This window comes from Nonomuraea sp. NPDC046570 (assembly GCF_040645915.1).
Taxonomy (GTDB): domain Bacteria; phylum Actinomycetota; class Actinomycetes; order Streptosporangiales; family Streptosporangiaceae; genus Nonomuraea.
This window is the reverse complement of record NZ_JBEYZF010000021.1, coordinates 97,656-124,617: the sequence shown is the minus strand read 5'-3', so window position 1 is coordinate 124,617 and position 26,962 is coordinate 97,656. Positions and strand designations below refer to the sequence as shown.

The following is a 26,962-nucleotide window of genomic DNA, read 5'->3' as shown; positions in this document are numbered from 1 at the left end:
CCGATGCCTGATCCGTACTGGAATCACAATGTGCACTACCAGAAGCTGGTGCTGCGGGCGGTGCCGGACAGGTGTGAGCAGGCTCTGGACGTCGGGTGCGGCGACGGATTGCTGGTCGGCAAGCTGGCCGGGCGCGTACCCGCCGTGACCGGCGCGGACCGGTCGGCCGCGGCGATCACGATGGCCCGCGAACGCCACGGCCACCTGCCGAACGCCTCGTTCGTGGAGGCCGACTACCTCGACGGCGCGCTCCCCGAGGGCGCATACGACTTCGTCAGCGCCGTCGCGGTCGTGCACCACGCGGACTTCCGGCAGGCCCTGGACGCCCTGGTACGGCTGCTCGCCCCCGGCGGACGCCTGGTGATCATCGGTCTCGGGCGGAACCGCTCCCCGCTGGACTGGACCATCAGCGGCGCCGGCCAGCTCGCCTCACGCGTCGCCGGACGGCCGCACGGCGGCAAGAGCGGCCCCGGCCAGGGCGTGCCCGCCATGGATCCGATCATGTCCTGGGGCGAGATCGGCCGGGTGGCTCGGGCCGTCCTGCCGGGCTGCCGGTTCCGCCGACTCCTGCTGCGCCGCTACTGCCTGCTCTGGGAGAAGCCGCGGGATGGGCGCTTCGGTCGCAGAGCCTCCTGAGTGCCGGAGGTCCTGGACGGACGGGACCTTGGTCGGTGTCCGGATAGAGGCGTCCTGGACTGGGATGGGGGTACGAGGGAGCACCGGGCTGCTACCGCTGTGACAAGGACGGGTGAGATGGGTACTGACAGGCAGGCTCCGGCCGGCGGCGGCCGGCGGGCGCTGATGCTGACGCTGGCGACACTGGGCTTCGCGGTGAACTTCTGGGCCTGGGCGCTGCTCAGCCCACTGGGCCCGCGGTTCAAGGATCTGCTGAGCCTGTCGGCCTCCCAGCAGGCGCTGCTCGTCGCCGTACCGGTGATCGTCGGCTCGCTGGGCCGCATCCCGGTCGGCGCGCTCACCGACCGCTTCGGCGGCCGGGTGATGTTCCCGCTGATCTCGGCCGCCACCATCGTCCCCGTCCTGTTCATCGGCCTGGCCGGGCAGGGTTCGCTGGCGGCGCTGCTGGTCGGCGGCTTCTTCCTGGGCATCGGCGGCACGGTGTTCGCCGTCGGCGTGCCCTTCGTCAACGCCTGGTTCCCGCCGGAGCGCCGAGGTCTGGCCGTCGGCATCTTCGGGGCGGGCATGGGCGGCACCGCGATCAGCGCCCTGACCACCGTCAAACTGGTGAAGTCCGGTGACTCGGCGACCCCGTTCCTGATCACCGCCGTCGTCCTGGCCCTCTACGCGGTCGTGTCCTGGCTGGTCATGCGGGACGCGCCCGGCCGTACCGTCCCGGCCCAGCCGCTGATGGCCCGCCTGGCGGCCACCGCCAAGCTGCCGATCACCTGGCAGGCGTCCATCCTGTACGCGGTGGCCTTCGGCGGGTACGTCGCCTTCTCCGTCTACCTGCCCGCCTACCTGCAGACCGCCTACGGCCTGGAGCAGGCCGACGCCGCCAACCGGATGGCCGGATTCGTGCTGCTGGCGGTCATGCTGCGCCCGATCGGCGGCTGGCTGTCCGACCGGTTCGGGCCGCTTCCCGTGCTGACCGCCGTGTTCGTCGTGGCCGCCGTCGCCGCCGCCGCGCAGGCCTTCACACCGGCCCTGATGCCGGTGGGCACGATCGCGTTCCTGACCATGGCCGCGGCGCTCGGCGCGGGCAGCGGAGCAACCTTCGCGCTGGTCGCCCAGGTGGCCCCGACCGACAAGGTGGGCTCGGTCACCGGCCTGGTCGGCGCCGCGGGCGGCCTCGGCGGGTTCGTCCCGCCGCTGGTGATGGGCTTCATCTACGGCCAGTTCGGCTCCTACGCGCTCGGCCTGGCGCTGCTGGCCGTCGTCTCGGCGCTGACCGCCGTGCTGACCGTGACCGTGGTCCGGGCGGCGGCCCGGCGGCGGGCGGCGGCCTCCGCCACTGCGGCCGCGCGGCCCGTCCCCTCGGTAACCGGCCACTGATCGGACCGCTCAGCTCAGCCCGGCCCGGCCTTCGCCGGGCCGGGCTTGTGGCTTCCACCCGAGGGAGGGACCACACAGGGGCTGGGGCGCGCGGGCTAGGGGCGTGATGTCCAGCCGAGTTCGACCGACCGGCGGCATCTGCCGGGATCGTCGCCTGAGCTGGTGAACAGGGCGGTCAGCATGGGCACGCCATGGGCGAGCGCCTGGTGCGGCAGCGGGCCCGTGACCACGAGCGATGCCAGGCCGTGACCGACGGCCCAGCTCTGCGTCGCCAGTTCCAGCGGATCGACGTCGCCGCGGAAACGACCGGCGGCCTTGGCCCGTTCGACGGCGCTGACCAGGCAGTGCAACGTCTCGTCCGCGGCCCCGGCGTCCTCGAGCTCGAACCCGGCATCGAACATGACCCGGTACAGATCGGGGCAGGCCAGGGCGTTGGACAGGTACGCGGCCCCCAGGGCGGCCAGGTCCCGTACCGGATCCGCGGACATCGAGACCGCCGCGAGCTTGGCGGCCAGGCGGGTGAACCCTTCCTGCCGCATCGCCTTCCAGAGGCCGTCCATGCCGCCGAAGTAGGTGTAGACCGCCATCGTGGACACGCCGGTTCCGGCCACCAGCGAGCGCAGGGTCACCGGCTCCCGCATGCGCAGCATCTGCGCGGCTCGGTCGATCAGCAGGGAGCGGACAGCGGGATCTTTCGTGCGCACCATGGCGCCACAATACATAGCATTGCTATGGTTTGGTCGAGTGCCGAAACCGAGGAGCGGTCATGAGCGTGAAGCTGTTCAACCCCGACGGACTGCCGAAACCTGACGTCTACCGCCAGCTCTCGATCGCCACGGGATCGAGACTGGTGTTCCTCGCCGGTCAGGTCGCCCGCGATGCCGAAGGCCGCAAGGTCGGCGAAGGAGACCTCGCCGCCCAGGTCGAGCAGTGCTACCTCAACATCGGCATCGCTCTGGCCGAGATCGGCGGATCCTTCGACGATGTGGCGAAGCTGACCGTCTACGTCGTCGACTGGAAGCCCGAGAAGATGCCACTGCTGGGCGAGGGCGTCGCCCGGGCGGCCGCGAAGCTGGGGATCGACCCGGTCAAACCGATCACCCTCCTGGGCGTCGCGGCACTGGGGGAACCCGATCTCCTGGTCGAAGTCGAAGCCACCGCGGTCCTCGACTGATCGGGCGAAGAACCCATGGACAAGGCCGACCGGCACAGTGCCGGTCGGCCTTGTCGCGTCACTTCAGCGGGAGGACGACTCCCATCCCCGCCGGGGAGCGCGGGAGCCGGGCCGCTGCCCGTCCCGGCTGCGGTAGACCACATACGGCCGGGTGAGGTAGCCGACGGGGGCGGTGAGCATGTGCACCAGCCGGGTGAACGGCCAGACCGAGAACAGCAGCAGCGCGCTGAGGGCGTGCAACTGGAACAGGATCGGGGCTCCGGCCATCAGCGCGGGATCAGGCTGGAAGTAGAAGATCGACCGGAACCAGGGCGAGATGGTGGTGCGGTAGTCGTAGCCGCCGCCGACGATGTTGGCCGCCACCGTGGCGGCCAGGCCGAGCACGATGGTGAGGGCCAGCACGGCGTACATCAGCTTGTCGTTGCGGGTGGTGGCGGTGAACACCGGGCCGACGGTGCGCCGCCGGTAGATCAGGATGGCGAGACCGGCGAGCGTGGACACTCCGGCGACGGTGCCGAGGACGACCGCCGCCAGGTGGTACAGCTCCTCGCTGACGCCGAGCGCCTCGGTCCAGCTCTTCGGGATCACCAGCCCGCCGACGTGGCCGAGCGCCACCACGAGGATGCCGAAGTGGAACAGCGGGCTGCCGATCCGCAGCAGCCGCGACTCGTACATCTGCGACGAGCGGGTGGTCCAGCCGAACTTGTCGTAGCGGTAGCGCCACACATGCCCGAGCACGAACACGGTGATGGCCACGTACGGCGCCACCACCCAGAGCAGCACGTTCACCGGTTTCCTCCCATGACGGCGAAGGGTTCGAGCCCGACTTCCTCGGCGGGCGGCCCCTGGGTCGCCAGCCGCAGCGCGGCCTCCTGGTCCCGCAGCCCGGCCGGCGGGAGCGTGGCCAGCACGGCGGCGATGACGTCGGCGTACGGCGACCTCTCGGCCTCCAGCGCCTTGCGCAGCAGTTCCAGGCCCGCGCGGTTCTCCAGCAGCAGCCGCCTGGCCTCCCTGACGGCCCCGCGGCCGGACAGTTCGCACACCGCCGCCAGGTGGTCGGGCAGTTCCCCGTCGGCGAGCTCGAATCCCGCCGAGCGGAAGGCGTGCTTGAACCGCAGCAGGGCGGCGCCGCGTTTGCGGGTGTCGCCGTAGGCGTAGTAGGTGAGGTACAGGCAGCAGCGGCGCTTGAGGTCGAACGTCGCCACGTAGTGGGCGGTCAGGTCGGCCCGCGAGGTGGCGTCCAGGTGGTCGAGGAAGGCGGTCAACCGGGTGCGGACCTCCCCCTCGGGGAGCGTGGCCACCGACTCGGTCAGCACCTGGCGGGCGCCGTACAACGCGTCGTCGGGGTAGCCGAGGAGCACCGAGGCCACCATGTGGGCGGTGCGTGCTTCACTCATGATTCGCCGTTCTTCTTCGGGAAGAGACCATCGGGTTTGCCCTTGCCGTCCCAGTTGAGGAGGTTGATGCGGCCCTGGCGTTCCTCGGGGTCGACCAGCGCGCCGGTGGTCTGCCGGTCCTTGAGCGCGTGGAAGTTCTCCACCGCGACCGGTGTGGGCATGCCGGACGCCTCGCCGAACGGGCCGCTCATGCCGGGGCCGCCCTCGTAGTCGAGGCTGCACCCGGTTGCCATTTCTTCCAGCTGGGCGCCCTGCTCGGCGTGCGCCTTGGGGATCACGTAGCGCTCGTTGTAGGCGGCGATGGCCAGCAGCCGGTGCATCTCCTCGATGCTCTGGCCGCTCATGCCGACCGCCGCCGCGATCGACTCGTCGCGCTCCTGCCCGAGGTTGATCCGGCGCATGTACGAGCGCATCGCCGCCAGCCGGCGCAGCACCCCCCGGACCGGTTCGGGGTCGCCGGCGGTGAACAGCTCGGCCAGGTACTCGATGGGGATGCGCAGCGCGTCGATCGCGCCGAACAGGTTGCCGGCGTCCTCACCGTCGTGGCCGGTGCCGGTCAGCACGTCGACGACCGGCGACAGCGGCGGGATGTACCAGACCATCGGCATGGTCCGGTACTCCGGATGCAGCGGCAGGGCCACCCCGAACTCGAAGATCAGCTTGTGGATGGGCGAGCGCTGTGCCGCGTCCAGCCAGTCCTCGGGAATGCCGTCGGCGCGGGCCGCGGCGATCACGGCCGGGTCGTGCGGGTCGAGCATCACGCTCTTCTGCGCCTCGTACAGCGCCTTCTCGTCGGGGACGGAGGCGGCCTCGGTCACCCGGTCGGCGTCGTAGAGGATGATGCCGAGGTAGCGCAGCCGCCCGACGCAGGTCTCCGAGCAGACGGTGGGCAGGCCCACCTCGACCCGGGGGTAGCAGAAGGTGCACTTCTCCGCCTTGCCGGTGCGGTGGTTGAAGTACACCTTCTTGTACGGGCAGCCGGTCACGCACATCCGCCACCCCCGGCACCGGTCCTGGTCGACCAGCACGATGCCGTCCTCGGAGCGCTTGTACATCGCCCCCGACGGGCAGGAGGACACGCACGAGGGGTTGAGGCAGTGCTCGCAGATGCGCGGCAGGTAGAACATGAACGCCTGCTCGAACTCCAGCTTCACCTGGTTCGACAGCTTGCGCAGCACGGGGTCGGCGGGCGCGAGCTCCGGCCCGCCGGCCAGGTTGTCGTCCCAGTTCGCACTCCAGCTGATCTTGGTGTTCTCGCCGGTGATGAGCGACTTGGGCCGCGCGACCGGGGTGTCGTCCTGCATCGGCGCGGAGAACAGCCGGTCGTAGTCGTAGGTCCAGGGCTCGTAGTAGTCCTGGATCGACGGCATCAGCGGGTTGGCGAAGATGGACATCAGCTTCTTCAGCCGTCCACCGGCCTTGAGCTGAAGCCGGCCGCGCCGGTTCAGCTCCCAGCCGCCCTTCCACTTCTCCTGGTCCTGGTAGGTGCGGGGGTAGCCCTGTCCGGGCCGGGTCTCGACGTTGTTGAACCAGACGTACTCGGTGCCCGCCCGGTTGGTCCATGCCTGCTTGCAGGTGACCGAGCAGGTGTGGCACCCGATGCACTTGTCCAGGTTCATCACCATGGCGAGCTGGGCCATGACTTTCATCAGTAGTCGACCTCCTGGCTGCGGCGGCGGATCACGGTGACCTCGTCCCGCTGGTTACCGGTCGGGCCGAGATAGTTGAACGCGAAGGAGAGCTGGGCGTAGCCGCCGATCAGGTGCGTCGGTTTGATCAGCAGGCGGGTCAGCGAGTTGTGGATCCCGCCGCGCCGCCCGGACGTCTCGCTCTTGGGCACGTCCACGACCCGCTCCTGGGCGTGGTACATGTACACGGTCCCGGTGGGCATGCGGTGCGAGACGATCGCGCGGGCGACCACGACGCCGTTGCGGTTGACCGCCTCCACCCAGTCGTTGTCGCGGATGCCGGCGCGGGCCGCGTCGGCCGGGCTCATCCAGATGTTCGGCCCGCCCCGCGACAGGGTCAGCATCAGCAGGTTGTCCTGGTACTCCGAGTGGATCGACCACTTGGAGTGCGGGGTGAGGTAGCGCACGGTGATGCCCTGCTCGCCGCCCTCGCCGACGCCCGGCTCGCCGAACAGCACGGTCATGTTCAGCGGCGGCCGGTAGACCGGTAGCGCCTCGCCGACCTCGTGCATCCAGTCGTGGTCCAGGAAGAAGTGCTGGCGGCCGGTCAGGGTGTGCCACGGTTTGCGGTGCTCGACGTTGATGGTGAAGGCCGAGTAGCGCCGCCCGCCGGTCTCACTGCCCGACCACTCCGGCGAGGTGGTCACCGGGACGGGCCTGGCCTGCGTGTCGGCGAAGGTGATCTTCTTGTGCTCGTCGGCGAGCCCGTCGAAGCTCGTCCCGGTACGGCGGGCCAGCGTGTCGAACCCCTGGGCGGCCAGGTGGCCGTTGGTGGTGCCCGACAGCGCCAGGATCGTCTCGCACATGTCGGTGTCGCGGGCCAGCGACGGCCTGCCGTCGGCCACACCGCCGCGCACCGTGCCGTTCATCCGGCCGAGCCGCTCGACCTCGGCGGTGACCCGGTAGGTGATGCCCTTGGTCGTGGTGCCGAGTTTGTCGATCAGCGGGCCGAGCGAGGCCATCTTGTCGGCGATCGCCCCGTAGTCCCGCTCGACCGTCACGATCTTCGGGAAGTCGCGGCCGGGCACGGGGGTCCGGCCGGTCCGCCGCCAGTCGAGTACCTGGCCGTGCGGGGTGGCGAGCTCGTCCGGGGTGTCGTGCAGCAGCGGCACCGCGATCACGTCCTTGCGCACCCCCAGGCGGGTGGCGGCGAGCGCGCTGAAGGATTTGGCGATGGCGTTGAAGGCGGCGAAGTCGGTGCGCGTCTGCCAGGGCGGGTCGATCGCCGGGCTGAACGCGTGTACGAACGGGTGCATGTCGGTCGAGGACAGGTCGTGCTTCTCGTACCAGGTGGCGGCGGGCAGCACGATGTCGGAGAACAGCGTCGTGGAGGTCATCCGGAAGTCCAGCGACAGCAGCAGGTCGAGCTTGCCGCGCGGTGTCTCCTCGTGCCAGGTCACGTCCTCGGGCCGCTGCTCGGGCGCGGCCTCGGCGGCGCGGACCGAGGAGTCGGTGCCGAGCAGGTGCCGCAGGAAGTACTCGTTGCCCTTGGCCGAGGAGCCCAGCAGGTTGGCCCGCCACACGGTGAGCACGCGCGGCCAGTTCTCCGGCGCGTCCGGGTCTTCGCAGGCGAACCCGAGCTCACCGGAGGCGGCCTTGGCCGCGATGTACGGCCCCGCCTCCTGCCCGGCGGCGGCCACCTCGTCGGCCAGGTCCAGCGGGTTGCGGTCGAACGTCGGGTACGACGGCATCCAGCCGAGCCGCGCCGACTGCGACAGCAGGTCCGCGGTCGCCTTGCCGGTGAACTCCCCGCCGCCCAGCGGCGAGGCGACCGTGTCGGCGCTGTAGGTGTCGTAGCGCCACTGGCCGGTGTGCAGGTACCAGTAGGCGGTGCCGATCATCTGCCGGGGCGGGCGCGCCCAGTCGAGGCCGAACGCCATCTGCGCCCAGCCGGTGACCGGCCGGCACTTCTCCTGGCCGACGTAGTGCGCCCAGCCGCCGCCGTTGACGCCCTGGCAGCCGGTCAGCGTGGTCAGCGCCAGGAAGCAGCGGTAGATCGTGTCGGAGTGGAACCAGTGGTTGGTCCCCGCGCCCATGATGATCATGGAGCGGCCCCCCGACTCCTCGGCGTTGCGGGCGAACTCGCGGGCGATCTTCACCACCTTGGCCGCCGGCACCCCGGTGATCGTCTCCTGCCAGGCCGGGGTGTACGGCGCGCTCGCGTCGTCGTAGGACTCCGGCCAGTCCGCCGGTTCCGCCGCGCCGTCGGCCGGGTGGGCGCCGGGCGAGGGGCGGGTGATGCCGTACTGGGCGAGCATGAGGTCGTAGACCGTGGTGACCAGCCGCCCGCCGATCTCGCGGGCCGGGACGGCGCGGCGCAGCACCCCGGTGCCGTCGGGCTGGTCGAAGCGGGGCAGCAGGACCGTCACGGACGGGTCGCCGTCCAGCGTCAGCAGCGGGTCGACGTCGCCGAGGTCCAGGTTCCAGCGGCCCTCGCCCTGCTCGGAGAAGCGGAACCCGAGCGAGCCGTTCGGCACCGCGGGCTCGCCGGTCACGGCGTCGATCAGCACCGTCTTGAACGCCGCCTCGGCGTCGCCGTCCGCACCCGGCTCGTCCAGGTCGGCGGCGGTCAGGAACTTGGCGGGCACATGGCCGCCGTCGCGCCGCTCCAGCGTCACCAGGAACGGCAGGTCGCTGTGCCGCTTGACGTAGTCGACGAAGTACGGCACCTGCCGGTTGACGAAGAACTCCTTGAGGATCACGTGCCCCATCGCCATGGCCAGCGCCCCGTCGGTGCCCGGGTGCGGGGCCAGCCACTCGTCGGCGAACTTGGTCGCGTCGCTGTAGTCGGGGCTGACCACGACGACCTTCTGACCCCGGTAGCGGGCCTCGGTCATGTAGTGCGCGTCCGGCGTCCGGGTCACCGGCACGTTGGAGCCCCACAGCATCAGGTAGGCCGCGTCCCACCAGTCGGCCGACTCGGGCACGTCGGTCTGGTCGCCGAACACCTGGGGTGAGGCCACCGGCAGGTCGGCGTACCAGTCGTAGAACGACAGCATGGTGCCGCCGAGGAGCGACACGAAGCGGGCTCCCGCCGCGTGCGAGACCATCGACATCGCCGGGATCGGGGAGAAGCCCGCGACCCGGTCGGGGCCGTACTCCTTGATGGTGTGCACGTGCGCGGCCGCGATCATCTCGGTGGCCTCGTCCCAGGTGACCCGCACCAGGCCGCCCTTGCCGCGGGCCGACTGGTAGCGGCGCCGCCGTTCGGGATCGGCGGTGATCTCCGCCCAGGCCGCCACCGGGTCGCCCAGGCGCGCCTTGGCCTCCCGGTACATCTCCACCAGCACGCCGCGCGCGTACGGGAAGCGCACCCGGGTGGGGGAGTAGGTGTACCAGGAGAACGCGGCGCCGCGTGGGCAGCCGCGCGGCTCGTACTCCGGCCGGTCGGGGCCGACGCTCGGGTAGTCGGTCTGCTGGGCCTCCCAGGTGATGATCCCGTCCTTGACGTAGACCTTCCACGAACACGATCCGGTGCAGTTCACCCCGTGCGTGGAGCGCACCACCTTGTCGTGGCTCCACCGGTCCCGGTAGAAGGCGTCCCCCTGCCGGCCACCGATCTGGTGCAGGGTGCGGAGGTCTTCCGAGACCGTTCCGGGGCGCAGGTGCCGGCCCAGCCGTAGCAGGGCGTCGTTGACCGGCCCGTCCATGCCCGCCATGTGTACTCCTCTTTCATCCGTCACGAACCGTGCATATCCCGAAAAATCGCACTTAAAGGTGCGGGTTCTTCGGGGAGCCCGGTAGCGGCCGACAGACACGGCCGGCTGCGACGTCTTTCATCCTGGTGGGGGTGCGTATCCCGGGGTCAGGGCCTTTGGTCCCCTCGATCGGGCCCAAAGACCCCGGCGACCCGGTGATCGGCTCAGGTGGCCGGCAAACCGGTGGCCAGCAGGACGACCCCGACCGACCCGACCAGCGCGGCCATCGCCATGGCTCGGGCGAAACCGGCGCGTCCCGCGGCGGACGCCCAGCCGTGCAGGCCGGCGGCGAGCATGACCGCGCAGAACAGCGCCAGCTTCGCCGCCAGGACCCGCCCGTACCCGGGCTCGGCCAGCGAGGCCCAGGTGACGCCCTTGTGCCAGGCGATGGCCACGCCGGTGCCGAGCTGCAGGGGCAGGAACACCGCCCCGGTGAACATGCCGAACCGGCGGCCGACGGCGTTCAGCACCCGGCCGCGCCGCTCCTCGTCCAGGAGGCGCAGCGTCAGCGGCCGTACCACCAGCGAGACGGTGAGCTGCCCGCCGACCCACAGCGCCGCCGACAGCACGTGCAGGAAGCGCACCACCGACCACCAGGTCATCGCGCACCCACCCGGAACATGCCGTGCGCGCCCGCCTCGGCGTGCCGCATCGTGTGGTCCACCACCGGGTAGCTACCCGGCTCGGGGAAGACCAGCTCGACGAACCCGCCCTGCGCCGGGGCCAGGCCCAGCACCTGCGCGCCACCCGGGTCGTCCTCGCGCAGCCGGTAGGCGCCCTCCAGGTAGAGGGTGTCGAACGGCGCCCCGACCACGTGCACAGCGGTCCCCGAGCTCGGCCCGGCGGACACCACCCAGATCCGCACCCGCTCGCCCGCCTTCGCCTCCAGCGGGGCGTGGTCGTAGCCCGCGGCGGTGCCGTTGAACATCCAGCCGTCCGGACGCCCCTCGCGGATCTTGGCGACCTGGGCCTCGCTGCCCGGCTCGCCCAGGTGCAGCTCGCCCTGCACCAGCAGGAACTCCCGGTCCACCCGCGGCAGGTCCGGCGGGTCGATCACCACGGCCCCGTACATGCCGTTCGCGATGTGCTGGCTCATCGGCATCGTCGAGCAGTGGTACAGCCACGCCCCGGCGTACTCCGCCCGGAACCGGTAGGTGAGCCGCTCGCCCGGCTGGATGGTGCGCATCGCCACGTCCGGCGCGGTGGCGCCGGCGTGGAAGTCGATGCCGTGCCCCATCGTGCCGTTGTTGACGAACGTCACCGTGAACACGTCGCCGACCTTGCCGCGCAGCGCCGGCCCGGGAACGGCGCCGTTGAACGTCCACACCCGCTGCCGTACGCCGGGGGCCACCTCCTGCTCGGTCTCCTCCACCCGGAGCTCGACCCGGTGCTCCTTGCCGCCGGGCGCCGGGCGCAGCGTGGCGTCGTACGGCTTCCAGCCCGGGGACATCGGCGCGGCCACGTTCAGGCGGGCGGGTCCGGCGGTCGCCTGCGGGTTCCCGTGGGCGGCGTGCCCCTGCGGCTGCGCGGCCGGGTCCTGCCGCGCCCGGGTGCCGGTGGGCACGATGCGCATCGTCATGCCCGCGGCGCGGTGACCGGCCACGGTGCACCAGCCGTCGACGGGCTCGCCGAGCGGGGCGAGCTTCAGCGTGACGCTCTGCCCGGCGGTCAGCAGCGGTGTGCGCTCTCCCGTCGCCAGCCGTAGGTCGTGCCGCTGCGCGTCCTTGTTGGTGACGCGCAACGTGAGGACCGTGCCCGGGGCGGCCTCGATCACCGAGGGCTGGATGCTCATCCCGATCAGCGTGACCTCGACCGTCCGCGCGCCGGTGGCGGTCACGGTGGCGGCCGGGGGCGCTCCACCGGTCGTCGTGCTGACGACGGCGGCTGCCGTCAGCAGGCATCCGACGACCAGCCCGGCCAGCACGGGGCCCTTCCCGCCCCTCGTCCCGGCCTCCGTCCCGTCCGCTGGCCCGCCCTCGGCCGCCTTGGCGCGGAACAGGGCGATCACGGCCAGCACGACGAACGCGGTGGCGGAACCCAGGACCAGCGCCCAGCCCAGCAGGGCGAGCGGCCTCGGCACCGGCAGGGCCAGCAGCGGCACCCCGGCGTTGAGCGCCGTCAGCCGGACCGGCCAGCCCCGCTCCAGCAGCGCCGCGTTCTCCTTGAAGCGGGCCGGGCCGCCGCCCAGCACCGCGGGCAGCAGGTGCAGCAGCGAGCCCAGCAGCACCTGGGCGACGAATCCGACGAGCACCAGCGGCAGCAGCGGCTCCAGGGCGTCGCCCACCTGGTCGGCCGGGCGGGTCGCCACGATCACCAGATCGGCGAGCAGCGCGAGCTCGAACCAGACGACCGAGGCGCCCAGCATCCAGGCCGCGCCGGTGTGCGGGCGGCGGCGGCGCAGCGTCTCGGCCAGGGGCAGCAGCGCCGCCAGCGCGCCGGCGGCGTACACGGCCAGTCCCGCGACCGCCGCCCAGCGCCAGCCCGCCACCAGCGCGGCCACGGCCACCAGCAGGCCCGGCGCCGCCAGCCGCAGGCCGATCACGGACGCCTTGCGGGTGCGGGCGGACATGCGGGTGCGCAGGACCGTCGGCCACAGCGTGAACAGGGTGCCGAGCACGGTCAGGCCGACCCAGCCGAACAGGTTCACCTCGGCGTGCGCGGCCTGCATCCGCTCGTGCAGGCCGCTGGAGGTGAGGTGGGCGGCCAGCAGACCGCCGAGGACGGCGCCGATCGCCAGAGCGCCAGCCGCGCACACGTACCAGGGGATGACGTGGCCGAACTGGCCGGGCAGCGCGCGCCGTACCATCTTCAGCAGGGCGGCCGCGTGCCAGAGGACCACCGCCACGATCAGGGCCGCGCCCGCCGCCGCCACCTGCCACGGGCCGACGGTCACGCCGTACAGCACCGCCGCCGTCGCGGCGTTCAGGGCCAGCAGTCGGGTGACGCTCCAGCGCGGCTCCGGCGTCCGCGCGCGGAGCAGCGCGACGGTGAAGTGCTCGCTCCAGATCAGGATGGCGGTGGAGACCGCGCCGAGCAGGAAGACGTGGATCAGCAGCCAGCGCGGCGCCGGCAGCGCCTCGCCCGCCGTCGCGGACGCGACGGTCAGGGCCAGCCACGCCACCACGATCGCGTTCGCGCGCAGGTGCCACGGAGCGCGGCGACGCGGCGGCGCGGCGGGCGGAGGCCGCTTCTCGATACGAATGTCAACCGAAGCCAACTCGGGTACCCCCTATCGGTGACCGGCCTCAGTCGACGCTAGAGAGCGCCGGGGCGGCGGGGCTCGGGCTGAAAGGCCGCAATGAGCAGGACCAAAGTCCTTCATCCGCCGTGGGACCTTCATCCCGAATATCAGGGGCCAGTGGCCCTACGCCGTGTCCGCGCCGGGCCGCAGTCTGTCCCCTGAGCCCGACCGGACGAGGAGAGACCAGTGAACAACGTACGGGGACCGGCGCCGCTGCTGCTCGGCGGCGCCGGCGTCACCATGCTGACGGCCGGCGCCGTCCTGACGGCCCGCGGCCTGCGCGGCAAGGGGGAGATCCGCGACGAGCTGATCCGTCAGAAGATCACCTTCCCGGTGAAAGGGCTGCCCGCCGAACTCGCCCGCCACGCCGGGCGGCCAGTGGAGAGCGGCGCGCAGGCGCGCCTGTTCTCCGACATGATCGGCGACAACGTGCGCCAGGCCACCGGGGGCCGCAGCTACTCCCAGGTCAGCGCCGACCTGCAGGCCGCGGGCGGCAAGGACGATCAGCTCACCGCGCTGCGCCAGACGGCCTTCATGGGCGAGACGCTGCGCGCCTCCCTGATGAACGCCTACCAGGCCGCGCAGGTCACCTCGCTGGCCGTCGGCCTGGGCGCGGTGCTGATGGGAGCCGGAGCGGCGTTCGTCGCCGCGGGCACCACCCTCTCCGCCGGCCGGTAGCGACCACTTTCCATCGAGCAGGAGGTTCCCCTTGACCATCGCCGAGCGGCCCACCGGGCTTCCCGTGCTGATCCAGGGCGGGATGGGAGTCGGCGTGTCCGGGTGGCGGCTGGCGCGGGCCGTCGCGCGCACCGGGCAACTCGGCGTGGTGTCCGGGGTGGCGCTGGACGTCGTGCTCGCCCGGCGGCTGCAGCAGGGCGACCCGAGCGGTGACCTGCGGCGCGCCCTGGAGGCCTTTCCCTTTCCGGCGGTGAGTGAGGGGATCCTGGAGCGCTACTTCGTCGCCGGGGGCATCGCCCCGGGCGTGCCGTACCGGCCGGTGCCCCGGCTCGGGCTGCGGCCGCATCGCGGGCGGACCGAGCTCATCGCCGCCGCGAACTTCGTCGAGGTGTTCCTCGCCCGGGAGGGGCATGACGGACCGGTCGGCGTCAACTACCTGGAGAAGATCCAGATGGCCACGCCCGCCGCGGCCTACGGCGCGATGCTCGCCGGCGTCGACTACGTGCTGATGGGCGCGGGCATCCCCTCGGAGATTCCCAGGCTGCTCGACGCGCTCGCCGCGCACCGGCCCGCGCAGGTGTCGGTCACGGTGGCGGGAGCCGCCGCCGACCAGCGCCACACCGCGGACCTCGACCCCGCCGACCTGTACGGCGCGTCCCGCCCCGCCCCGCTGAAGCGGACCAGCCTGCTGGCCATCGTCTCCTCCGACATCCTCGCGACCTACCTGGCCCGCAAACCCGAGACCCGCCCCGACGGATTCATCCTGGAAGGCCCCTCCGCCGGGGGCCACAGCGCGCCGCCCCGGGGCAGGATGCGGCTCGACGACGCGGGCGAGCCGCTGTACGGCCCCCGCGACCACGTCGACACCGGCAAGGTCGCCGCCCTCGGGCTGCCGTTCTGGCTGGCCGGCGGCTACGGCCGTCCCGGCGGGCTGGCGCGGGCGCTCCGGATCGGCGCCGCCGGCGTCCAGGTGGGCACCGCGTTCGCCCTGTGCCGGGAGTCCGGGCTGGACGACAAGCTCCGGCGCGGCCTGCTGGACGCCGCCGCCGACGGCACCCTGGTGGTCCGCAACGATCCGCACGCCTCCCCGGCCGGTTTCCCGTTCAAGGTGGCCGAGGTGCCCGGGACGCTGGCCGACCCGGACGTCTACGCGGCCCGGCCGCGCCTGTGCGACCTGGGGCATCTGCGGACGCCGTACCTGCGCGACGGCGGTTCGGTCGGCTACCGCTGCCCGGCCGAGCCGGTCGACACCTACACCCGCAAGGGCCGGCCCGCCGACGACACGACCGGGCGCAGATGCCTGTGCAACGGGCTGGTCGGCGCCATCGGGCTCGGGCAGCACCGCCCCGACGGCTACGAGGAGCCCCCGCTGCTCACCCTCGGCCGGGACCTCGCCTTCCTGGACGACCTGCCGGACGACTACACCGCCGCCGACGTCGTCGGCCGCCTTCTCCACGGGACGGAACATGCCTGAGTCCACCACCCGGCGTCCGCGCCCGGTGCGCCGCGTCCGCCGCGACGTCGCCGCGTCCCCGTTCATCGTCATCTGGGAGGCGACCCGGGCCTGCCCGCTGGCCTGCCACCACTGCCGCGCCGAGGCCCGGACCGCCCGCGACCCCGCCGAACTGACGACCGACGAGGCGGTACGGCTGATGCGGCAGATCACCGACTTCGGCCGCCCCGCCCCGCTCTTCGTCATCACCGGCGGCGACCCCTTCGAACGCCCCGACCTGTACGACCTGATACGGCAGGCCCGCGAACTCGGCCTCACCCCGGCCGTGTCCCCGTCGGCGACCCCCGCCCTCACCTCCGCTTCCCTCACCCGCCTGCGCGACGCGGGCGCCACGGTGATCTCCCTCAGCCTCGACGGCGCCTCCGCCGAACGCCACGACGACTTCCGCGGCTTCGACGGCGTGTTCGGCCGCACCCTGCGCGCCTGGCAGTCCGCCCACTACGCCGGGCTCAGAGTGCAGATCAACACCACCGTCACCCGGACCAGCATGATGGACCTGCCCGACATCGCCCGCCTGGTACGCGACCGGGGAGCGCTGCTGTGGAGCGTGTTCTTCCTCATCCCGACCGGCCGGGGCCGCAGCCTCGCCTCGCTGACCGCCCAGGAGTGCGAGGACGTGCTGAACTTCCTCTACGACATCGGGTCGACGATCCCGGTGAAGACCACCGAGGCGCACCACTTCCGCCGGGTCGCCCTGCAGCGGCACGTCCTGGAGACGCGCGGCGTCGACCATGTGGAGGCGCTCGGCCTGGGCGCGCTCTACCGTGCGCTGCGGCGGCGGGCCGAACGGTCCGGGCTGATCCGCCCGAGCAGGACCCGCCGCCCGCCGATCGACGTGAACTCCGGGCGCGGCCTGGTGTTCGTGTCCCACACCGGCGAGGTGTCCCCGTCCGGGTTCCTGCCGCTGCCCGCGGGCAACGTGCGCGACCTGCCGCTGACGGAGATCTACCGGACCTCCCCGGTGTTCACCTCCCTGCGCGATCCCGGCCTGCTGTCCGGGCGGTGCGGGGACTGCGAGTTCCGCGCCGCGTGCGGCGGCTCCCGCTCCCGCGCGTTCGCCGTCAGCGGCGACCCGCTCGCCGAGGAGCCGTGGTGCGCCTACGTCCCGGGCAGCTTCCCCTACCAGGACGACCTGGCGGCCGGCCTGAGCGCTACCTGACCGGACGGGCCTCGGTCTGGCCGGTTTGTGTGCTCCCCGGGCGGCCGGGGCCGGGCTGATCGGCCGACGCGGCCGAGTGGCACGCGCCGCGGCCGTCGGCGCGGGCCACGATTCGGCCCGCCTCGACGCAGACGGCGGCCTCGGTCCCGTCGCTGACCGCCGGGACCCCGGCCGCGGCGGCCACGGCGCCCGACTCGTCGTACACCACCTGCAGGCGCGGCCACGCCGAGCGCGGGAACGCCTGGCGCAGGCAGCCGCGGAAGTCGGCGACGGCCAGCCGCGCCAGCGGTACCAGCTCACCGGCGTCGCCGGTGACCAGCACGGCGGTGACCTCGGCCCCAGGCGGCACGGCGCGCACCGCCTCCTCGACGGCCTCCAGCCGGTGCAGCCCGAGGACCGCCACCACGCCGTCGCCCGTGAGCCGCGCGGGCGCGCCCGTCACCGCGTCCCACGCCCGCGGCGGGGACCACGCCTCGTCGGCGGGCCGCGCCCGCGGGATCCACTGCACGTGCGGGGGCGCCCACTCGTCGTCGAGCCTGAGGTCCGCCAGCTGCTCGCAGGTGCTGACGACGTTGAAGGGCTCGATGAAGCCGGGCGCGGCGGCGGCCATCTGGCTCGCGCCGTGCAGGACCGTGAGCACCGCCTCCGCGACCGGCACCAGGCGGCGGGGCGGCGCGCCGGGCGGGCGCATGCGCTCCAGGGCCAGCCCGAGCAGGAGCGCGTCGAGCTTCATCAACTGCGTGAACGGGCGCCGGGTACGTTCGTCGGCGACGACCTCGGGCATCAGGTCCATGCCGAGCCGGGCCGCGCCGCGCTGATCGTCGGTGGCGAGGGGGAGACGGGCGACCCAGGCGCGGGCGAAGGCGCTGAGCGCCTCGCCGGAGGTGCGGCCGGGCTCCGGGCGCGGCGGCTCGGGCGCGCGTTCGGCGAGGTCCGCCAGGACGGCGAAGTAGAGGGCCCGCTTGCCGGGGAAGTTGGAGTAGACCGCGCCGCGGGTGAGCCCGGCCCGCTCGGCGATACCGTCGATCTTGGCGTTGCGGAAGCCGTGCTCGGTGAACTCGTCCTGGGCGGCGGCCAGCACCTTGGCGCGGTTGCGCTCCTGCGTCTCTGCCCTGGTGAGCCGGCTCATCGTCCCCTCGTTCCGGTGTGGCCCGTCCGTTCTGAACCACGATACCGAGACGCGTGCATATGATGAGACCATCTGATGTGGCCATCCGAAATCTGGAGTGTTCATGACCGAGGTGGGCGACCTTCCCGAGATCGACCTCACGGACGTCGAGGTGCTGCGCGACCCCGCCACGGCGTACGGACGCGCCCGGGAGCGCTCGCCGCTGGCTCGGATCATGGCGCCCGGATTCGGCCCGATATGGGCGGTGACGCGGCACGAGGGCGCCAGGGCGATGCTGACCGACCCGAGGTTCGAGCTCAACGCCGACAGCTTCATGCGGCCCCCCGGCATCCCCGAGCACTGCCTCGCCTACATGCGTACCATGCAGGAGATGGAAGGGGCGGAGCACGCGCGGCTGCGCAGGCTGGTGTCGCCCGCGTTCACCGCGCGCCGCGCCGCCGAGTTCCGGCCGCGGATCGAGCCGATCGTCGGGAGACTGCTCGACGACCTGCACAGCCATGCCGAGGACGGCTCGGTGGACCTGCTCGCCCACTTCGCGCGACCGCTGCCCATCGAGGTGATCTGCGAACTGGTCGGCATCCCCGACTCCGACCGCGCCCAGTGGCGTGAGTACGGCGCGGCCGTCGCGGCCGGCTGGGGCCAGGCGTTCGCCGACGCCATCCCCGCCATCATGGACGGCGCCAAGGCGGCGATCGCCCACCGGCGGGCCGAGCCCGGCGACGGCCTGATCTCCGACCTGCTCCGCACCCAGGCCGACGACGGGGACCGGCTCGACGACGCCGAGATGGTCACCCTGGTGTGGAACCTGGTCCTGGCCGGGCAGACGCCGACGAACCTCATCGCCAACGCCGTCGACACCCTGCTCCGCGACCCTGGCCAGCTCGCCGCGCTGCGCGCCGACCCCGGCCTCCTGCCGGGCGCCGTGGAGGAGCTGACGCGCTGGAGCGGGCCGCAGTTGATGACCATTCCCCGCCAGGCCCGCGAGGACGTCGAGCTGGACGGCGTGCTGATCCGCAAGGGTGAACCCGTCACGGCCGTCATCGTCTCCGCCAACCGCGACCCGCGCGCCTTCGCCGACCCCGACCGGCTCGACCTCACCCGCGCCACGGGGCCGTCGTCGCACCTCGGCTACGCCCATGGGCCGCACTTCTGCCTCGGGGCCGCGCTGGCCCGGGTGCAGACCGAGGTCGCGCTCGGCGCGCTGCTCAACCGCTTCCCCGACCTGGCGCTCGCCGAGTCCGCGCAGGACAGCGCGCGCGTCCCCGACCCGGGCACCTGGCGCCTCGCGTCACTGCCCGTCACCCTCTGAGGAGAGAGTTCCCAGTGGCACGTACCGGTGGCCGCGGCGACCTGCTCAAGTGCACGTTCTGCGGAAAGAGTCAGAAGCAGGTCAAAAAGCTCATCGCGGGTCCGAACAGCATCTGCATCTGCGACGAGTGCGTCGAGCTCTGCAACGAGCTCATCGAGGAGGAACGCGCCGAGGCCGCCGGAGGCGGGGCGCGGGAGCTGCCGAAACCCCGGGAGATCTACGAGTTCCTGGAGCAGTACGTCGTCGGGCAGGACAGCGCCAAGAAGACGCTCTCGGTGGCGGTCTACAACCACTACAAGCGCGTCCGCTCGGGCGCGTCCGGGCAGGTCGAGCTCGGCAAGTCCAACATCCTGCTGATCGGCCCGACCGGCTGCGGCAAGACCTACCTCGCCCAGACCCTCGCCCGGATGCTCGACGTCCCGTTCGCGATCGCCGACGCCACCGCGCTCACCGAGGCCGGGTACGTCGGCGAGGACGTCGAGAACATCCTGCTCAAGCTGCTGCAAGCAGCCGACTTCGATGTCAAGAGGGCCGAGACCGGGATCGTCTACATCGACGAGATCGACAAGATCACCCGCAAGAGCGAGAACCCCTCGATCACCCGCGACGTCTCCGGCGAGGGCGTGCAGCAGGCGCTGCTGAAGATCCTGGAGGGCACCACCGCGAGCGTGCCGCCGCAGGGCGGGCGCAAGCACCCGCAGCAGGAGACCATCCAGATCGACACCGGCAACGTGCTGTTCATCGTCGGCGGGGCGTTCGCCGGGCTGGAGCAGATCATCGAGCGGCGGACCAGCCGCAAGGGCGTCGGGTTCGGCGCCGTGATCCGTACCGAGGAGGCGGACGCCTTCGCCGACGTCATGCCTGAGGACCTGCTGAACTTCGGGCTGATCCCGGAGTTCGTCGGCAGGCTGCCGGTGGTGTCCACCTTCCAGCCGCTCGACCGTACGGCGCTGGTGCGCATCCTCACCGAGCCGCGCAACGCGCTGATCAAGCAGTACCGGCGGCTTCTGGAGATGGACGGGGTCGAGCTGGAGTTCGCCGAGGACGCCATCGACGCGATCGCCGAACAGGCGCTGCTACGCCGTACCGGCGCCCGCGCGACCCGCGCGATCCTGGAAGAGGTCCTGCTCAACGTGATGTACGAGGTGCCCAGCCGGGACGACGTGGCCCGGGTGGTGGTCACCCGCGACACCGTGCTCGACAACGTCAACCCGACGCTGGTGCCGCGCGACCACCCGGGCCGAGGGCAGGAGCCCCGCGAGAAGACCGCCTGACACGCCGTACCCTCTCCGCCGGAGAGGGTACGGCCCGGGCGTCAGGCGTCGGCGCCCAGCCACAGGTCGGGACCGAAGACCTCGTAGTGGATGTCGCGGGCCGCCACCCCCGCCTCGATGAGCTGCGCGCGCGCCCCGCGCATGAACGGCAGCGGGCCGCACATGTACACCACCGCCCCCTCGGGGATCTCCACCCCGGTCAGGTCCATCAGACCGGTACGGGCGCAGCCGCACGACCCGTCCTCGTACCAGACGATCCGCTCGGCGGCGGGCAGCGTCCCGACGAGCTGCTTGGTCTCCTCCCGCAGCACGTGCTCGCGCTTCGAGCGGTCGGCGTGCAGCACCAGGACGCGGCGGGTGGAGCCGGTGGCGGCGAGGTGGTCGAGCATCGCGGCGATCGGGGTGCAGCCGATGCCCGCCGAGACGAGCACCAGGGGCGCGTCCCCGTCCTCCAGCGCCACGTCGCCGAACGGCGCCGACAGGGTCAGCTCGTCGCCCACCCCGACGGTGGCGTGCAGCAGGTTGGACACCTCCCCGTCCGGGGTGTCGCCGCCGTGCACCCGCTTGACGGTGATCCGGCGCGGTCCGTCCCCGATCCCGCCCGACAGCGAGTACTGGCGGAGCTGGTGCACACCGTCGGGCATCCGCACCCGGACGCTGACGTACTGGCCGGGCCGTCCGGCCGGGACCGGGTCGTCGCCGACCGGGCTCACCAGGAAGGAGGCCGCGTCGCGGGTCTCCTCGTGGCGCCCGACGACGCGCCACTGCCGCCAGGTGCTGCCGTCCCGCGCGTCGGCCTCGGCGTAGATCCGGGCCTCCAGGGCGATCAGCGCTCCGGCCATCAGCCAGTACACCTCGTCCCAGGCCGCGGCGACCTGCGGGGTGACCGCGTCGCCGAGCACCTCGGCGATCGCGCCGAACAGGTACTTGTGCACGATCACGTAGTGCTCGGAGGTGATGCCGACCGCCGTGTGCTTGTGCGCGACACGCGCGAGCATCCGGTCGGGGCGCTCGTCGGGGTGCTCGAGCAGCGCCACGGCGAACGCGGCGATGGAACCGGCGAGCGCTTGACGCTGCTCGCCGTTGGCCTGGTTGCCGCGGTTGAACATGCCGTCGAGCAGCTCCGGGCGCTCGTCGAACATCGTGTCGTAGAACCGTGTGGTGATGGCATCGAGCGACGCGCCGACAACGGGCAGCGTGGCGCGGATGATCCCGGCGGATTCCGGGGACAGCATGGGGCCTCCTGGCACGGCGATAGGACGAGATTCGGACGAGAACTAAATTGGAATCTCAGATACATATTAAGAAGCCGTGCCGTCGCCCCCTACATCGGGGGGCGTGCGGTGAGGGAGAGCAGCATCGGACCCGTCGGCGCCGCCACCAGGGAGTCGACCGTGATCGGGTCGAGGGAGACGAAGAACGCCTCCTGTGCCTGGCGCAGCGCCACCCGCAGACGGCAGGCGCTCCGCAGCGGGCACGGCGGGTCGTCGTCGCAGCCCACCACGTCTCCCGCGCCCTCCAGCTCGCGAACGATGCCGCCGACCGACGCGCGATGCCCCGCCTCGGTGAGCCGCAGCCCTCCGCCCCGCCCCCTCCTCGTCTCCACCAGCCCCATCTCACCGAGCCGCGCGACCGCCTTGGCCGCATGCGTGTACGGCACCGCGAGCGCCTCCGCGACCGAACGGGTCGTCGGCACCTCGCCCTCGCCCACCACGGCCAGCCGCATCACGATGCGGAGGGAGATGTCGGTGAAGACGGTCAGGCGCATGCCTCCACGGTAGTGCCGGACCCTGACCGCTCATCAGGCCTATCCGTTCCGGATACACCGTCTCCAGGAGGTCGCGGAGGAACCGGTCGGGATTGTCCAGGCCGGCGGGCTACGGTCATCCGTGGGCCTGCGAACAGTGCCGTGATGCGCCAAGCTGGAGGGAGAGGTGATGTCATGGCTGAGATCTCCGACTTCCAGCATCCGCGTTTCGCGCGCGCCTACATCGCGGCGGCCGAGGCCGCCGATCGGCGCGGGGGGCGGGCGCATCGGGAGAGGCTGCTGGCCGGACTCGCCGGCCGGGTGATCGAGGTGGGCGCGGGCAGCGGGCGCAACTTCGCCCACTATCCCCAGGCGGTGACCGAGGTCGTCGCGGTGGAGCCGGACGACACCCTGCGCGAGTTCGCGACGGTGGCCGCGAAGTCGGCGCCCGTCCCGGTGTTCGTCGTCGCCGGGCACGCCGACGCGCTGCCGGGCGACGACGGCGGCTTCGACGCGGCCGTGGTGTCGCTCGTGCTGTGCACCGTACCCTCGGCCTCGCGGGCCCTGCGGGAGATCGCGCGGGTGCTCAAACCCGGTGGGCAGTTGCGTTTCTACGAGCACGTGCGCTCGCCCAACGCGCTGCTCGGCCGCCTCGCGGATCTGATCACTCCGCTATGGCGGCGCGCCGCCGCCGGATGTCACCCCAACCGCGACACCCTGGCCGCGATCGAAAGGGCCGGATTCACCGTCGAGGAGGTGGCCCGCTTCGGGTTCGCCCCGCAGCCGGTCATCCCGCGCCTCGCCCACATCCTCGGCCGCGCCCGGCTGAGCCAGGGAGCACCCGACAAGTGATCACTCAGTTGCGCTCGCCGCCGGACGCCTACAGGCCGTGGACGCGGCGGCCGGTGATGTGCTGCGGGACGATCCGGATGTAGAGTCGCCGGTCGCCGCCGGCCCAGGGGTCGACTCCGGAGTCGGCCATCCCGGGCAGTTCACTCTCGGTCACATGGTGGGCGGCTCCCTGGATGAGGACGCTCCAGCCCGAGCGGGCGGCCTCGTCGATCCGGTCGACCTCGAATCCCACCAGGAACTCCACACCTTCGAGCCCGGTGCGCAGGCCGGCGTCCATGGGGCCGCCCTCCTGGGTGCGGAAGACGACGGCGCCGTCGTGCAGCCGGTAGTTGACCGGGAGCACGGTGGGCCCGCGCAGGCCGCCGAACGCGATCCTGCCGATGCCGCCCGGTGCGATCAGCCGCAGGCACTCCTGCTCGTCCAGTTCCTCGAGCCTGGACTTGGCGGCCGGCGAGCCGTCACCCGGTGGCCGGTCCATGCCGCCGCCGAGCAGGTCGTCGGGCGTGGTCCGCAGCGCCCCGGCCAGCCTGAGCAGGGTCCCCTCGCCGACCTGGGAGGGGTTCTTCTCCACGTACTCGACGAACCCGGGGTCCATCCCCGCGAGCTCGGCCAGTTGCTCAGCGCTCAGCCCCAGGCGCTCGCGATGGTAGGCGATGCGCCGCCCCAGGTCGCCGGGCATGGATCTTCTTGCGGTCATCGGTCTATCCCCTGTTCACGGGCGCGGGCACGAATCGGCCACGCCCATATCGGTGGTCCTCCCCTCCGGAATGGAGTTCACGCGCTGCGGTCCCGACGAGTTCGAGATGACCCCGGCGCCGGGCGGCGCCGGGGTCGGGTGGTCACCCGACGGCGTAGGCGCGGGTGACGGTCTGGGTGAGGGCGGTGCCGGAGGTGTCGGTCACCGTCGCCCGCAGGGAGACGAACCCCGGCGTACGCGGGTTCGGCACCACGGCCGTCCAGCCCGAAGCCGTGCGGACGGCCGGGATCCGGCGCCAGGTCGCACCGTCGTCGGAGGACATCTCCAGCCGGACGGTTTTCACCACCCCCTTGACCGCCCCCGGGTTCCGCTCGACCCACAGGGGGAGCCGGGTCAGCGAGCCCGGCCTGGCGCGGTTGAAGGCGTCGAGCCCGGCGGGCGCGTACCGCATCGCCATCAGCGGCAGCGGCTGCTCCGTCGCCGTCCTCGACGACCGGAACGTCCAGACGGCGTCCACGCCCGTCGACAGCGCCGAGTACGGCACCTGCCTGCGCATCGACGCGCTCAGCGTGTAGGAGGCGGCCTCGGCCGGCAACTGGGCGCGCAGCTCGCAGGTCTCCGGCTCCCAGATGGAGCAGTTCGCGAGCCCGGCCTCGGCCAGCACCCGCCCGCCGCCGGTGAGCGTGGCGGTCCCGGTGGCCACGCCGTCCACCCCTCGTCTCCCCGCGCCGCCGTCGGCGAAGAGCAGACCGGCCGAGAAGGCCAGCTCGTCACCGGTACGGCTACCGCCGGGCCTGGCGAAGGACGGGCCGCTCACCGCGACGTTCCAGGTCTCCCGCGTGTGCCCGCCCTTCATGACCCTGCCGCCGTCGGCCACCACGGACGTGCCGACCGAGAACACGCTGTCCCAGACCAGCCCCGGCGTCCGGTAGTGGGTGAGCGTGCCGGGCAGGTCCACCTCCGTCAACGGTGACTCCATGAAGGGGAATTCGGAGTCTTCGAGCCGCGGCCCGAAGCTCGGCATGCCCTTGGCCGCGACGCCGGACGCCCGGTAGGTCGCCGTCACCTTCGCGAGATCCCGCTGCCTGGCGGCGTATGTGGGGTCCTCGGGGATCCCGTCGCCGCTGTGCTGGACGAGGTCGTAGACGTACGGGCTGGGTGAGACGTCTTTGCTGTCCCAGACGGTTCTGAACATGTACCGCAGTCCCGGCACGCGGGCGGGGACGACGAAGACACCTGTCTCCGGGTTCCTGGACGCCCCCCAGGTGGTGGACCAGAGCCCGTTGATCAGCTGGACCTCGAACATGGGCCGCGGGGCCGCGGTCGGGTCGTCGAGCGTGATCCGGACCGGCTTGCCCAGGCGGGCGTCCAGGGTCACCCGCTGGTCGGCGTCGTCGACCTTCAGGGTGCTGTGCGCGATCGTGATCCCGCTCGACCTCTCGAAGGTGTCCCAGTAGAGGTTCCACTCGCCTTCGGGCACCCGGAGCTCGGCGACCCCGTTCTGGAAGACCGGTTCCCGGGTGACGCCCGTCCTCGGGTCGTACAGCTCGGCGTAGGCGCTGGCGGAGGTGCCGTCCCTGCCGATGACGGTGAGGGTCACGTTGTAGGACTCCGGCTCGACGTACGCGCCGGCCGGGGTGCGGACGACGCTGTCGCCGTACCGGGCGGTGATGATTCCCGGATAGTCGCCCGGAGCCTTCCCGCGCGCGTCGATCGTGAGCGTGACCTGGGCCTTCCCCTTGGCGGGCACCTCGATCCGCTGGGCGGAGAGCTTCAGCACCTCGCCGTCGGCGGTGAGGTCGAGGCCGGCCGGAGCGTCGCCGGAGTTGGTGTAGGTGATGGTCTTGGTGGTGATCCGCTCGCCCGGACCGTCCCAGGGGAAGGCGGCCCAGGTGGTGCCTGGCTCGGCCACCACCTGCTGGGCCAGCGCGCGCACCAGGTCCACCCGCCCGGCGCCCTGCTGGTACGGCGTCGCCCCGGCCGAGGGCGCGGCGCTGCCCATCAGGGCGGCCTTGAGCTGCTCGCCGGTCCACTCGGGGTGGCGCTGGGCGAGGATGGCGGCGGCTCCGGCCACATGCGGGGCGGCCATCGAGGTACCGCTGCGCGCCACATAGGGGCCGTCGGCGGTACCGCTCGCCGCCGCGGCCGTGATGTCCACGCCAGGCGCCGTGACGTCCGGCTTGATCGCGTGGTCACCCTCGCGCGGTCCCGTGCTGGAGGAGCGGGCCAGCCGGTCCTGCTTGTCGACGGAGCCGACGGTGAGGGCGGCGTCCGCGCTGCCGGGGCTGCTCACCGGGCTCTTCCCGCTGTTCCCCGCCGCCACGACGAACAGGGTGCCCGTCCGGGCCGACAGCGAGTTCACCGCCTGCTCCAGCGGGTCGAGGTCAAGGGTGTCCCCACCGCCGATACTCAGGTTGACGACCTTGGCCTTGACCTCGACGGCGGCCCACTCCATGCCCGCCAGGATGGCGGAGTCGGTGGGGCCGAAGGCGCTGCCCACCTTGCCGATGGCGAGCCTCGCGTCCGGTGCGACACCTCGGTACTTCTCCCCGGCGCCGGCGACGATCGAGGCGACGTGGGTGCCGTGGCCGAGGGTGTCGCGGATGTCTGGGTCGTCGCTGAAGTTCCGCTCCTGCACCACCACGTCCTTCAGGGCGGGATGGTCCGGGTCGTAGCCGGAGTCGAGGACGGCGACTGTGACGCCCTTGCCGGTCATGCCCTGCTTCCACGCCTCGGTGGCGCCGATCTGCTTGACACTCTGGTCGAGGGTGAAGGAGCGGCGGCCGTCCAGCCAGAGCTTCGTCGTCCCCGCGGTCAGGGCGCGGGCGCCGCCGGTCAGGTCCTTCCAGGTCTGGGCGGCGCTCGCCTTGGGCACGCGGAGCGTGGTCATGCCGAGGCCGGTGAGCCGCCGGGTCTGCCGGGCGCCTTCGGGCGGGGGAGCGAGCCCCTTGGACGACTGGGTGATCAGGGGGATGTCGGCGGTGTCGGCGTCGCCGTACCGCCACTCCAGGAGGCGGGTGACGTCGAACAGCCGCCTGTCGAGGACCCCGGAGGCGATCAGGGGCCGCGCGTCGGACGGGATCACGTACAGGTGGCCGTCGCGCACCTGCTTCATGAATCCCACCTGCCTGCCCGGGCCGGGCTCCACGCGGTACCCCTTGCCGGCGACCACGACGCGGTCGCCGGTGATCAGGGTCACGCTGCTCGCCTTCCCGGCCGCCTCCTGCTGGGCGTGCGCGGGGGCGATGCCGATCGTTCCGGCGAGGAGGACGGCGACGAGTCCGGCGCCCGCGGTCGTGTACCGCCTCTTCGACACCGGAGAGTGGATCACATTCGGGTCTTCGTGGGCGCGGGGCCGGTGGCCGAGGTGGCCCGAAGGCGCAGATGATCTTTTGG

The 26,962-nt window shown here is 72.3% G+C and carries 21 protein-coding genes; 9 read left to right on the top strand and 12 right to left on the bottom strand.

What is annotated here, in order from left to right; translation table 11 throughout:
• Positions 1–3 precede the first annotated feature (3 nt).
• Both ABZ911_RS28795 and ABZ911_RS28790 read left to right on the top strand, forming a co-directional pair.
• Positions 4–636, top strand: a complete 633-nt coding sequence (locus ABZ911_RS28795; RefSeq protein WP_358062531.1) for a class I SAM-dependent methyltransferase — start codon at positions 4–6, stop codon at positions 634–636.
• A gap of 117 nt (positions 637–753) precedes the next feature.
• Positions 754–2,010 (top strand): MFS transporter, encoded by a 1,257-nt coding sequence (locus tag ABZ911_RS28790; RefSeq protein ID WP_358062528.1) that lies wholly within the window; start codon positions 754–756, stop codon positions 2,008–2,010.
• 95 nt (positions 2,011–2,105) lie between these two features.
• Here ABZ911_RS28790 and ABZ911_RS28785 read toward each other — a convergent pair whose 3' ends face one another.
• Positions 2,106–2,717, bottom strand: a complete 612-nt coding sequence (locus ABZ911_RS28785) for a TetR/AcrR family transcriptional regulator (RefSeq protein WP_358062525.1) — start codon at positions 2,715–2,717, stop codon at positions 2,106–2,108.
• Between the two features lie 59 nt (positions 2,718–2,776).
• On the opposite strand from ABZ911_RS28785, the gene ABZ911_RS28780 reads away from it, so the two are divergent.
• The gene (locus ABZ911_RS28780; RefSeq protein WP_358062522.1) at positions 2,777–3,184 is read left to right on the top strand and encodes a RidA family protein; all 408 of its coding nucleotides are present in this window, start codon (positions 2,777–2,779) and stop codon (positions 3,182–3,184) included.
• Between the two features lie 63 nt (positions 3,185–3,247).
• Here the strand turns inward: ABZ911_RS28780 and narI are convergent, their stop codons facing one another.
• The 6 genes from narI to ABZ911_RS28750 all read right to left on the bottom strand — a co-directional run bounded on the left by narI (position 3,248) and on the right by ABZ911_RS28750 (position 13,184).
• On the bottom strand, positions 3,248–3,973 hold the full coding sequence (gene narI / locus ABZ911_RS28775) for a respiratory nitrate reductase subunit gamma (RefSeq protein WP_358062519.1): 726 nt from the start codon (positions 3,971–3,973) through the stop codon (positions 3,248–3,250).
• Complete coding sequence (gene narJ, locus ABZ911_RS28770) at positions 3,970–4,581, bottom strand: nitrate reductase molybdenum cofactor assembly chaperone (RefSeq protein WP_358062516.1); 612 nt, start codon at positions 4,579–4,581, stop codon at positions 3,970–3,972. The genes narI and narJ overlap by 4 nt, the downstream gene beginning before the upstream one ends.
• Positions 4,578–6,230, bottom strand: coding sequence for a nitrate reductase subunit beta (gene narH / locus ABZ911_RS28765; RefSeq protein WP_358062513.1), 1,653 nt, complete (start codon positions 6,228–6,230; stop codon positions 4,578–4,580). The genes narJ and narH overlap by 4 nt, the downstream gene beginning before the upstream one ends.
• Positions 6,230–9,928, bottom strand: a complete 3,699-nt coding sequence (locus ABZ911_RS28760) for a nitrate reductase subunit alpha (RefSeq protein WP_358062510.1) — start codon at positions 9,926–9,928, stop codon at positions 6,230–6,232. Before ABZ911_RS28760 ends, narH begins: the two co-directional genes overlap by 1 nt.
• A gap of 203 nt (positions 9,929–10,131) precedes the next feature.
• Positions 10,132–10,569 carry a hypothetical protein gene (locus ABZ911_RS28755; RefSeq protein WP_358062507.1) on the bottom strand — a complete coding sequence of 146 codons (438 nt, stop codon included), beginning with the start codon at positions 10,567–10,569 and terminating at the stop codon, positions 10,132–10,134.
• On the bottom strand, positions 10,566–13,184 hold the full coding sequence (locus ABZ911_RS28750) for a multicopper oxidase domain-containing protein (protein ID WP_358062504.1): 2,619 nt from the start codon (positions 13,182–13,184) through the stop codon (positions 10,566–10,568). The genes ABZ911_RS28755 and ABZ911_RS28750 overlap by 4 nt, the downstream gene beginning before the upstream one ends.
• A gap of 210 nt (positions 13,185–13,394) precedes the next feature.
• On the opposite strand from ABZ911_RS28750, the gene ABZ911_RS28745 reads away from it, so the two are divergent.
• Genes ABZ911_RS28745 through ABZ911_RS28735 form a run of 3 tightly spaced genes read left to right on the top strand, consistent with a single transcriptional unit; the run spans position 13,395 to position 16,558 of the window.
• Positions 13,395–13,886: a hypothetical protein gene (locus ABZ911_RS28745; protein WP_358062501.1), complete on the top strand. Its 492-nt coding sequence runs from the start codon at positions 13,395–13,397 to the stop codon at positions 13,884–13,886.
• A 31-nt stretch (positions 13,887–13,917) separates the two neighbouring features.
• Positions 13,918–15,360: a nitronate monooxygenase gene (locus ABZ911_RS28740; protein ID WP_358062498.1), complete on the top strand. Its 1,443-nt coding sequence runs from the start codon at positions 13,918–13,920 to the stop codon at positions 15,358–15,360.
• The gene (locus ABZ911_RS28735) at positions 15,353–16,558 is read left to right on the top strand and encodes a TIGR04053 family radical SAM/SPASM domain-containing protein (RefSeq protein WP_358062495.1); all 1,206 of its coding nucleotides are present in this window, start codon (positions 15,353–15,355) and stop codon (positions 16,556–16,558) included. The genes ABZ911_RS28740 and ABZ911_RS28735 overlap by 8 nt, the downstream gene beginning before the upstream one ends.
• Here ABZ911_RS28735 and ABZ911_RS28730 read toward each other — a convergent pair.
• Positions 16,551–17,687 (bottom strand): TetR/AcrR family transcriptional regulator, encoded by a 1,137-nt coding sequence (locus ABZ911_RS28730; RefSeq protein WP_358062492.1) that lies wholly within the window; start codon positions 17,685–17,687, stop codon positions 16,551–16,553. The two genes, ABZ911_RS28735 and ABZ911_RS28730, sit on opposite strands and share 8 nt — an antisense overlap.
• Positions 17,688–17,790: 103 nt before the next feature.
• Between ABZ911_RS28730 and ABZ911_RS28725 the strand changes: the two genes are divergently transcribed.
• Together ABZ911_RS28725 and clpX are read left to right on the top strand one after the other, a co-directional pair.
• Complete coding sequence (locus ABZ911_RS28725; protein WP_358062490.1) at positions 17,791–18,996, top strand: cytochrome P450; 1,206 nt, start codon at positions 17,791–17,793, stop codon at positions 18,994–18,996.
• 14 nt (positions 18,997–19,010) lie between these two features.
• Positions 19,011–20,270, top strand: coding sequence for an ATP-dependent Clp protease ATP-binding subunit ClpX (gene clpX / locus ABZ911_RS28720; protein WP_358062487.1), 1,260 nt, complete (start codon positions 19,011–19,013; stop codon positions 20,268–20,270).
• Positions 20,271–20,311: 41 nt separating this feature from the next.
• Here clpX and ABZ911_RS28715 read toward each other — a convergent pair whose 3' ends face one another.
• Together ABZ911_RS28715 and ABZ911_RS28710 are read right to left on the bottom strand one after the other, a co-directional pair.
• Positions 20,312–21,505 (bottom strand): globin domain-containing protein, encoded by a 1,194-nt coding sequence (locus ABZ911_RS28715; protein WP_358062484.1) that lies wholly within the window; start codon positions 21,503–21,505, stop codon positions 20,312–20,314.
• An 89-nt stretch (positions 21,506–21,594) separates the two neighbouring features.
• Positions 21,595–22,038, bottom strand: a complete 444-nt coding sequence (locus ABZ911_RS28710) for an Rrf2 family transcriptional regulator (RefSeq protein WP_358062481.1) — start codon at positions 22,036–22,038, stop codon at positions 21,595–21,597.
• 174 nt (positions 22,039–22,212) lie between these two features.
• Between ABZ911_RS28710 and ABZ911_RS28705 the strand changes: the two genes are divergently transcribed.
• Positions 22,213–22,869, top strand: a complete 657-nt coding sequence (locus ABZ911_RS28705) for a methyltransferase domain-containing protein (RefSeq protein WP_358062478.1) — start codon at positions 22,213–22,215, stop codon at positions 22,867–22,869.
• A gap of 28 nt (positions 22,870–22,897) precedes the next feature.
• On the opposite strand, the gene ABZ911_RS28700 is transcribed toward ABZ911_RS28705, so the two are convergent.
• Together ABZ911_RS28700 and ABZ911_RS28695 are read right to left on the bottom strand one after the other, a co-directional pair.
• Positions 22,898–23,566, bottom strand: a complete 669-nt coding sequence (locus tag ABZ911_RS28700) for a pyridoxamine 5'-phosphate oxidase family protein (RefSeq protein ID WP_358062476.1) — start codon at positions 23,564–23,566, stop codon at positions 22,898–22,900.
• A 142-nt stretch (positions 23,567–23,708) separates the two neighbouring features.
• A complete protein-coding gene (locus ABZ911_RS28695) occupies positions 23,709–26,882 on the bottom strand; it encodes a S8 family serine peptidase (RefSeq protein ID WP_358062473.1) in 3,174 nt (1,057 codons plus the stop codon).
• Positions 26,883–26,962 lie beyond the last annotated feature (80 nt).

Bases quoted from the DNA above. Each gene is read 5' to 3' on its own strand.
- ABZ911_RS28725 (WP_358062490.1), top strand. From the start codon at position 17,791: ATGACCGAGGTGGGCGACCTTCCCGAGATCGACCTCACGGACGTCGAG.
- ABZ911_RS28700 (WP_358062476.1), bottom strand. From the start codon at position 23,566: ATGACCGCAAGAAGATCCATGCCCGGCGACCTGGGGCGGCGCATCGCC.
- ABZ911_RS28715 (WP_358062484.1), bottom strand. From the start codon at position 21,505: ATGCTGTCCCCGGAATCCGCCGGGATCATCCGCGCCACGCTGCCCGTT.
- ABZ911_RS28705 (WP_358062478.1), top strand. From the start codon at position 22,213: ATGGCTGAGATCTCCGACTTCCAGCATCCGCGTTTCGCGCGCGCCTAC.
- ABZ911_RS28790 (WP_358062528.1), top strand. From the start codon at position 754: ATGGGTACTGACAGGCAGGCTCCGGCCGGCGGCGGCCGGCGGGCGCTG.
- ABZ911_RS28730 (WP_358062492.1), bottom strand. From the start codon at position 17,687: ATGAGCCGGCTCACCAGGGCAGAGACGCAGGAGCGCAACCGCGCCAAG.
- ABZ911_RS28735 (WP_358062495.1), top strand. From the start codon at position 15,353: ATGCCTGAGTCCACCACCCGGCGTCCGCGCCCGGTGCGCCGCGTCCGC.
- ABZ911_RS28760 (WP_358062510.1), bottom strand. From the start codon at position 9,928: ATGGCGGGCATGGACGGGCCGGTCAACGACGCCCTGCTACGGCTGGGC.
- ABZ911_RS28710 (WP_358062481.1), bottom strand. From the start codon at position 22,038: ATGCGCCTGACCGTCTTCACCGACATCTCCCTCCGCATCGTGATGCGG.
- ABZ911_RS28755 (WP_358062507.1), bottom strand. From the start codon at position 10,569: ATGACCTGGTGGTCGGTGGTGCGCTTCCTGCACGTGCTGTCGGCGGCG.
- ABZ911_RS28785 (WP_358062525.1), bottom strand. From the start codon at position 2,717: ATGGTGCGCACGAAAGATCCCGCTGTCCGCTCCCTGCTGATCGACCGA.
- narH (WP_358062513.1), bottom strand. From the start codon at position 6,230: ATGAAAGTCATGGCCCAGCTCGCCATGGTGATGAACCTGGACAAGTGC.
- ABZ911_RS28795 (WP_358062531.1), top strand. From the start codon at position 4: ATGCCTGATCCGTACTGGAATCACAATGTGCACTACCAGAAGCTGGTG.
- narJ (WP_358062516.1), bottom strand. From the start codon at position 4,581: ATGAGTGAAGCACGCACCGCCCACATGGTGGCCTCGGTGCTCCTCGGC.
- ABZ911_RS28780 (WP_358062522.1), top strand. From the start codon at position 2,777: ATGAGCGTGAAGCTGTTCAACCCCGACGGACTGCCGAAACCTGACGTC.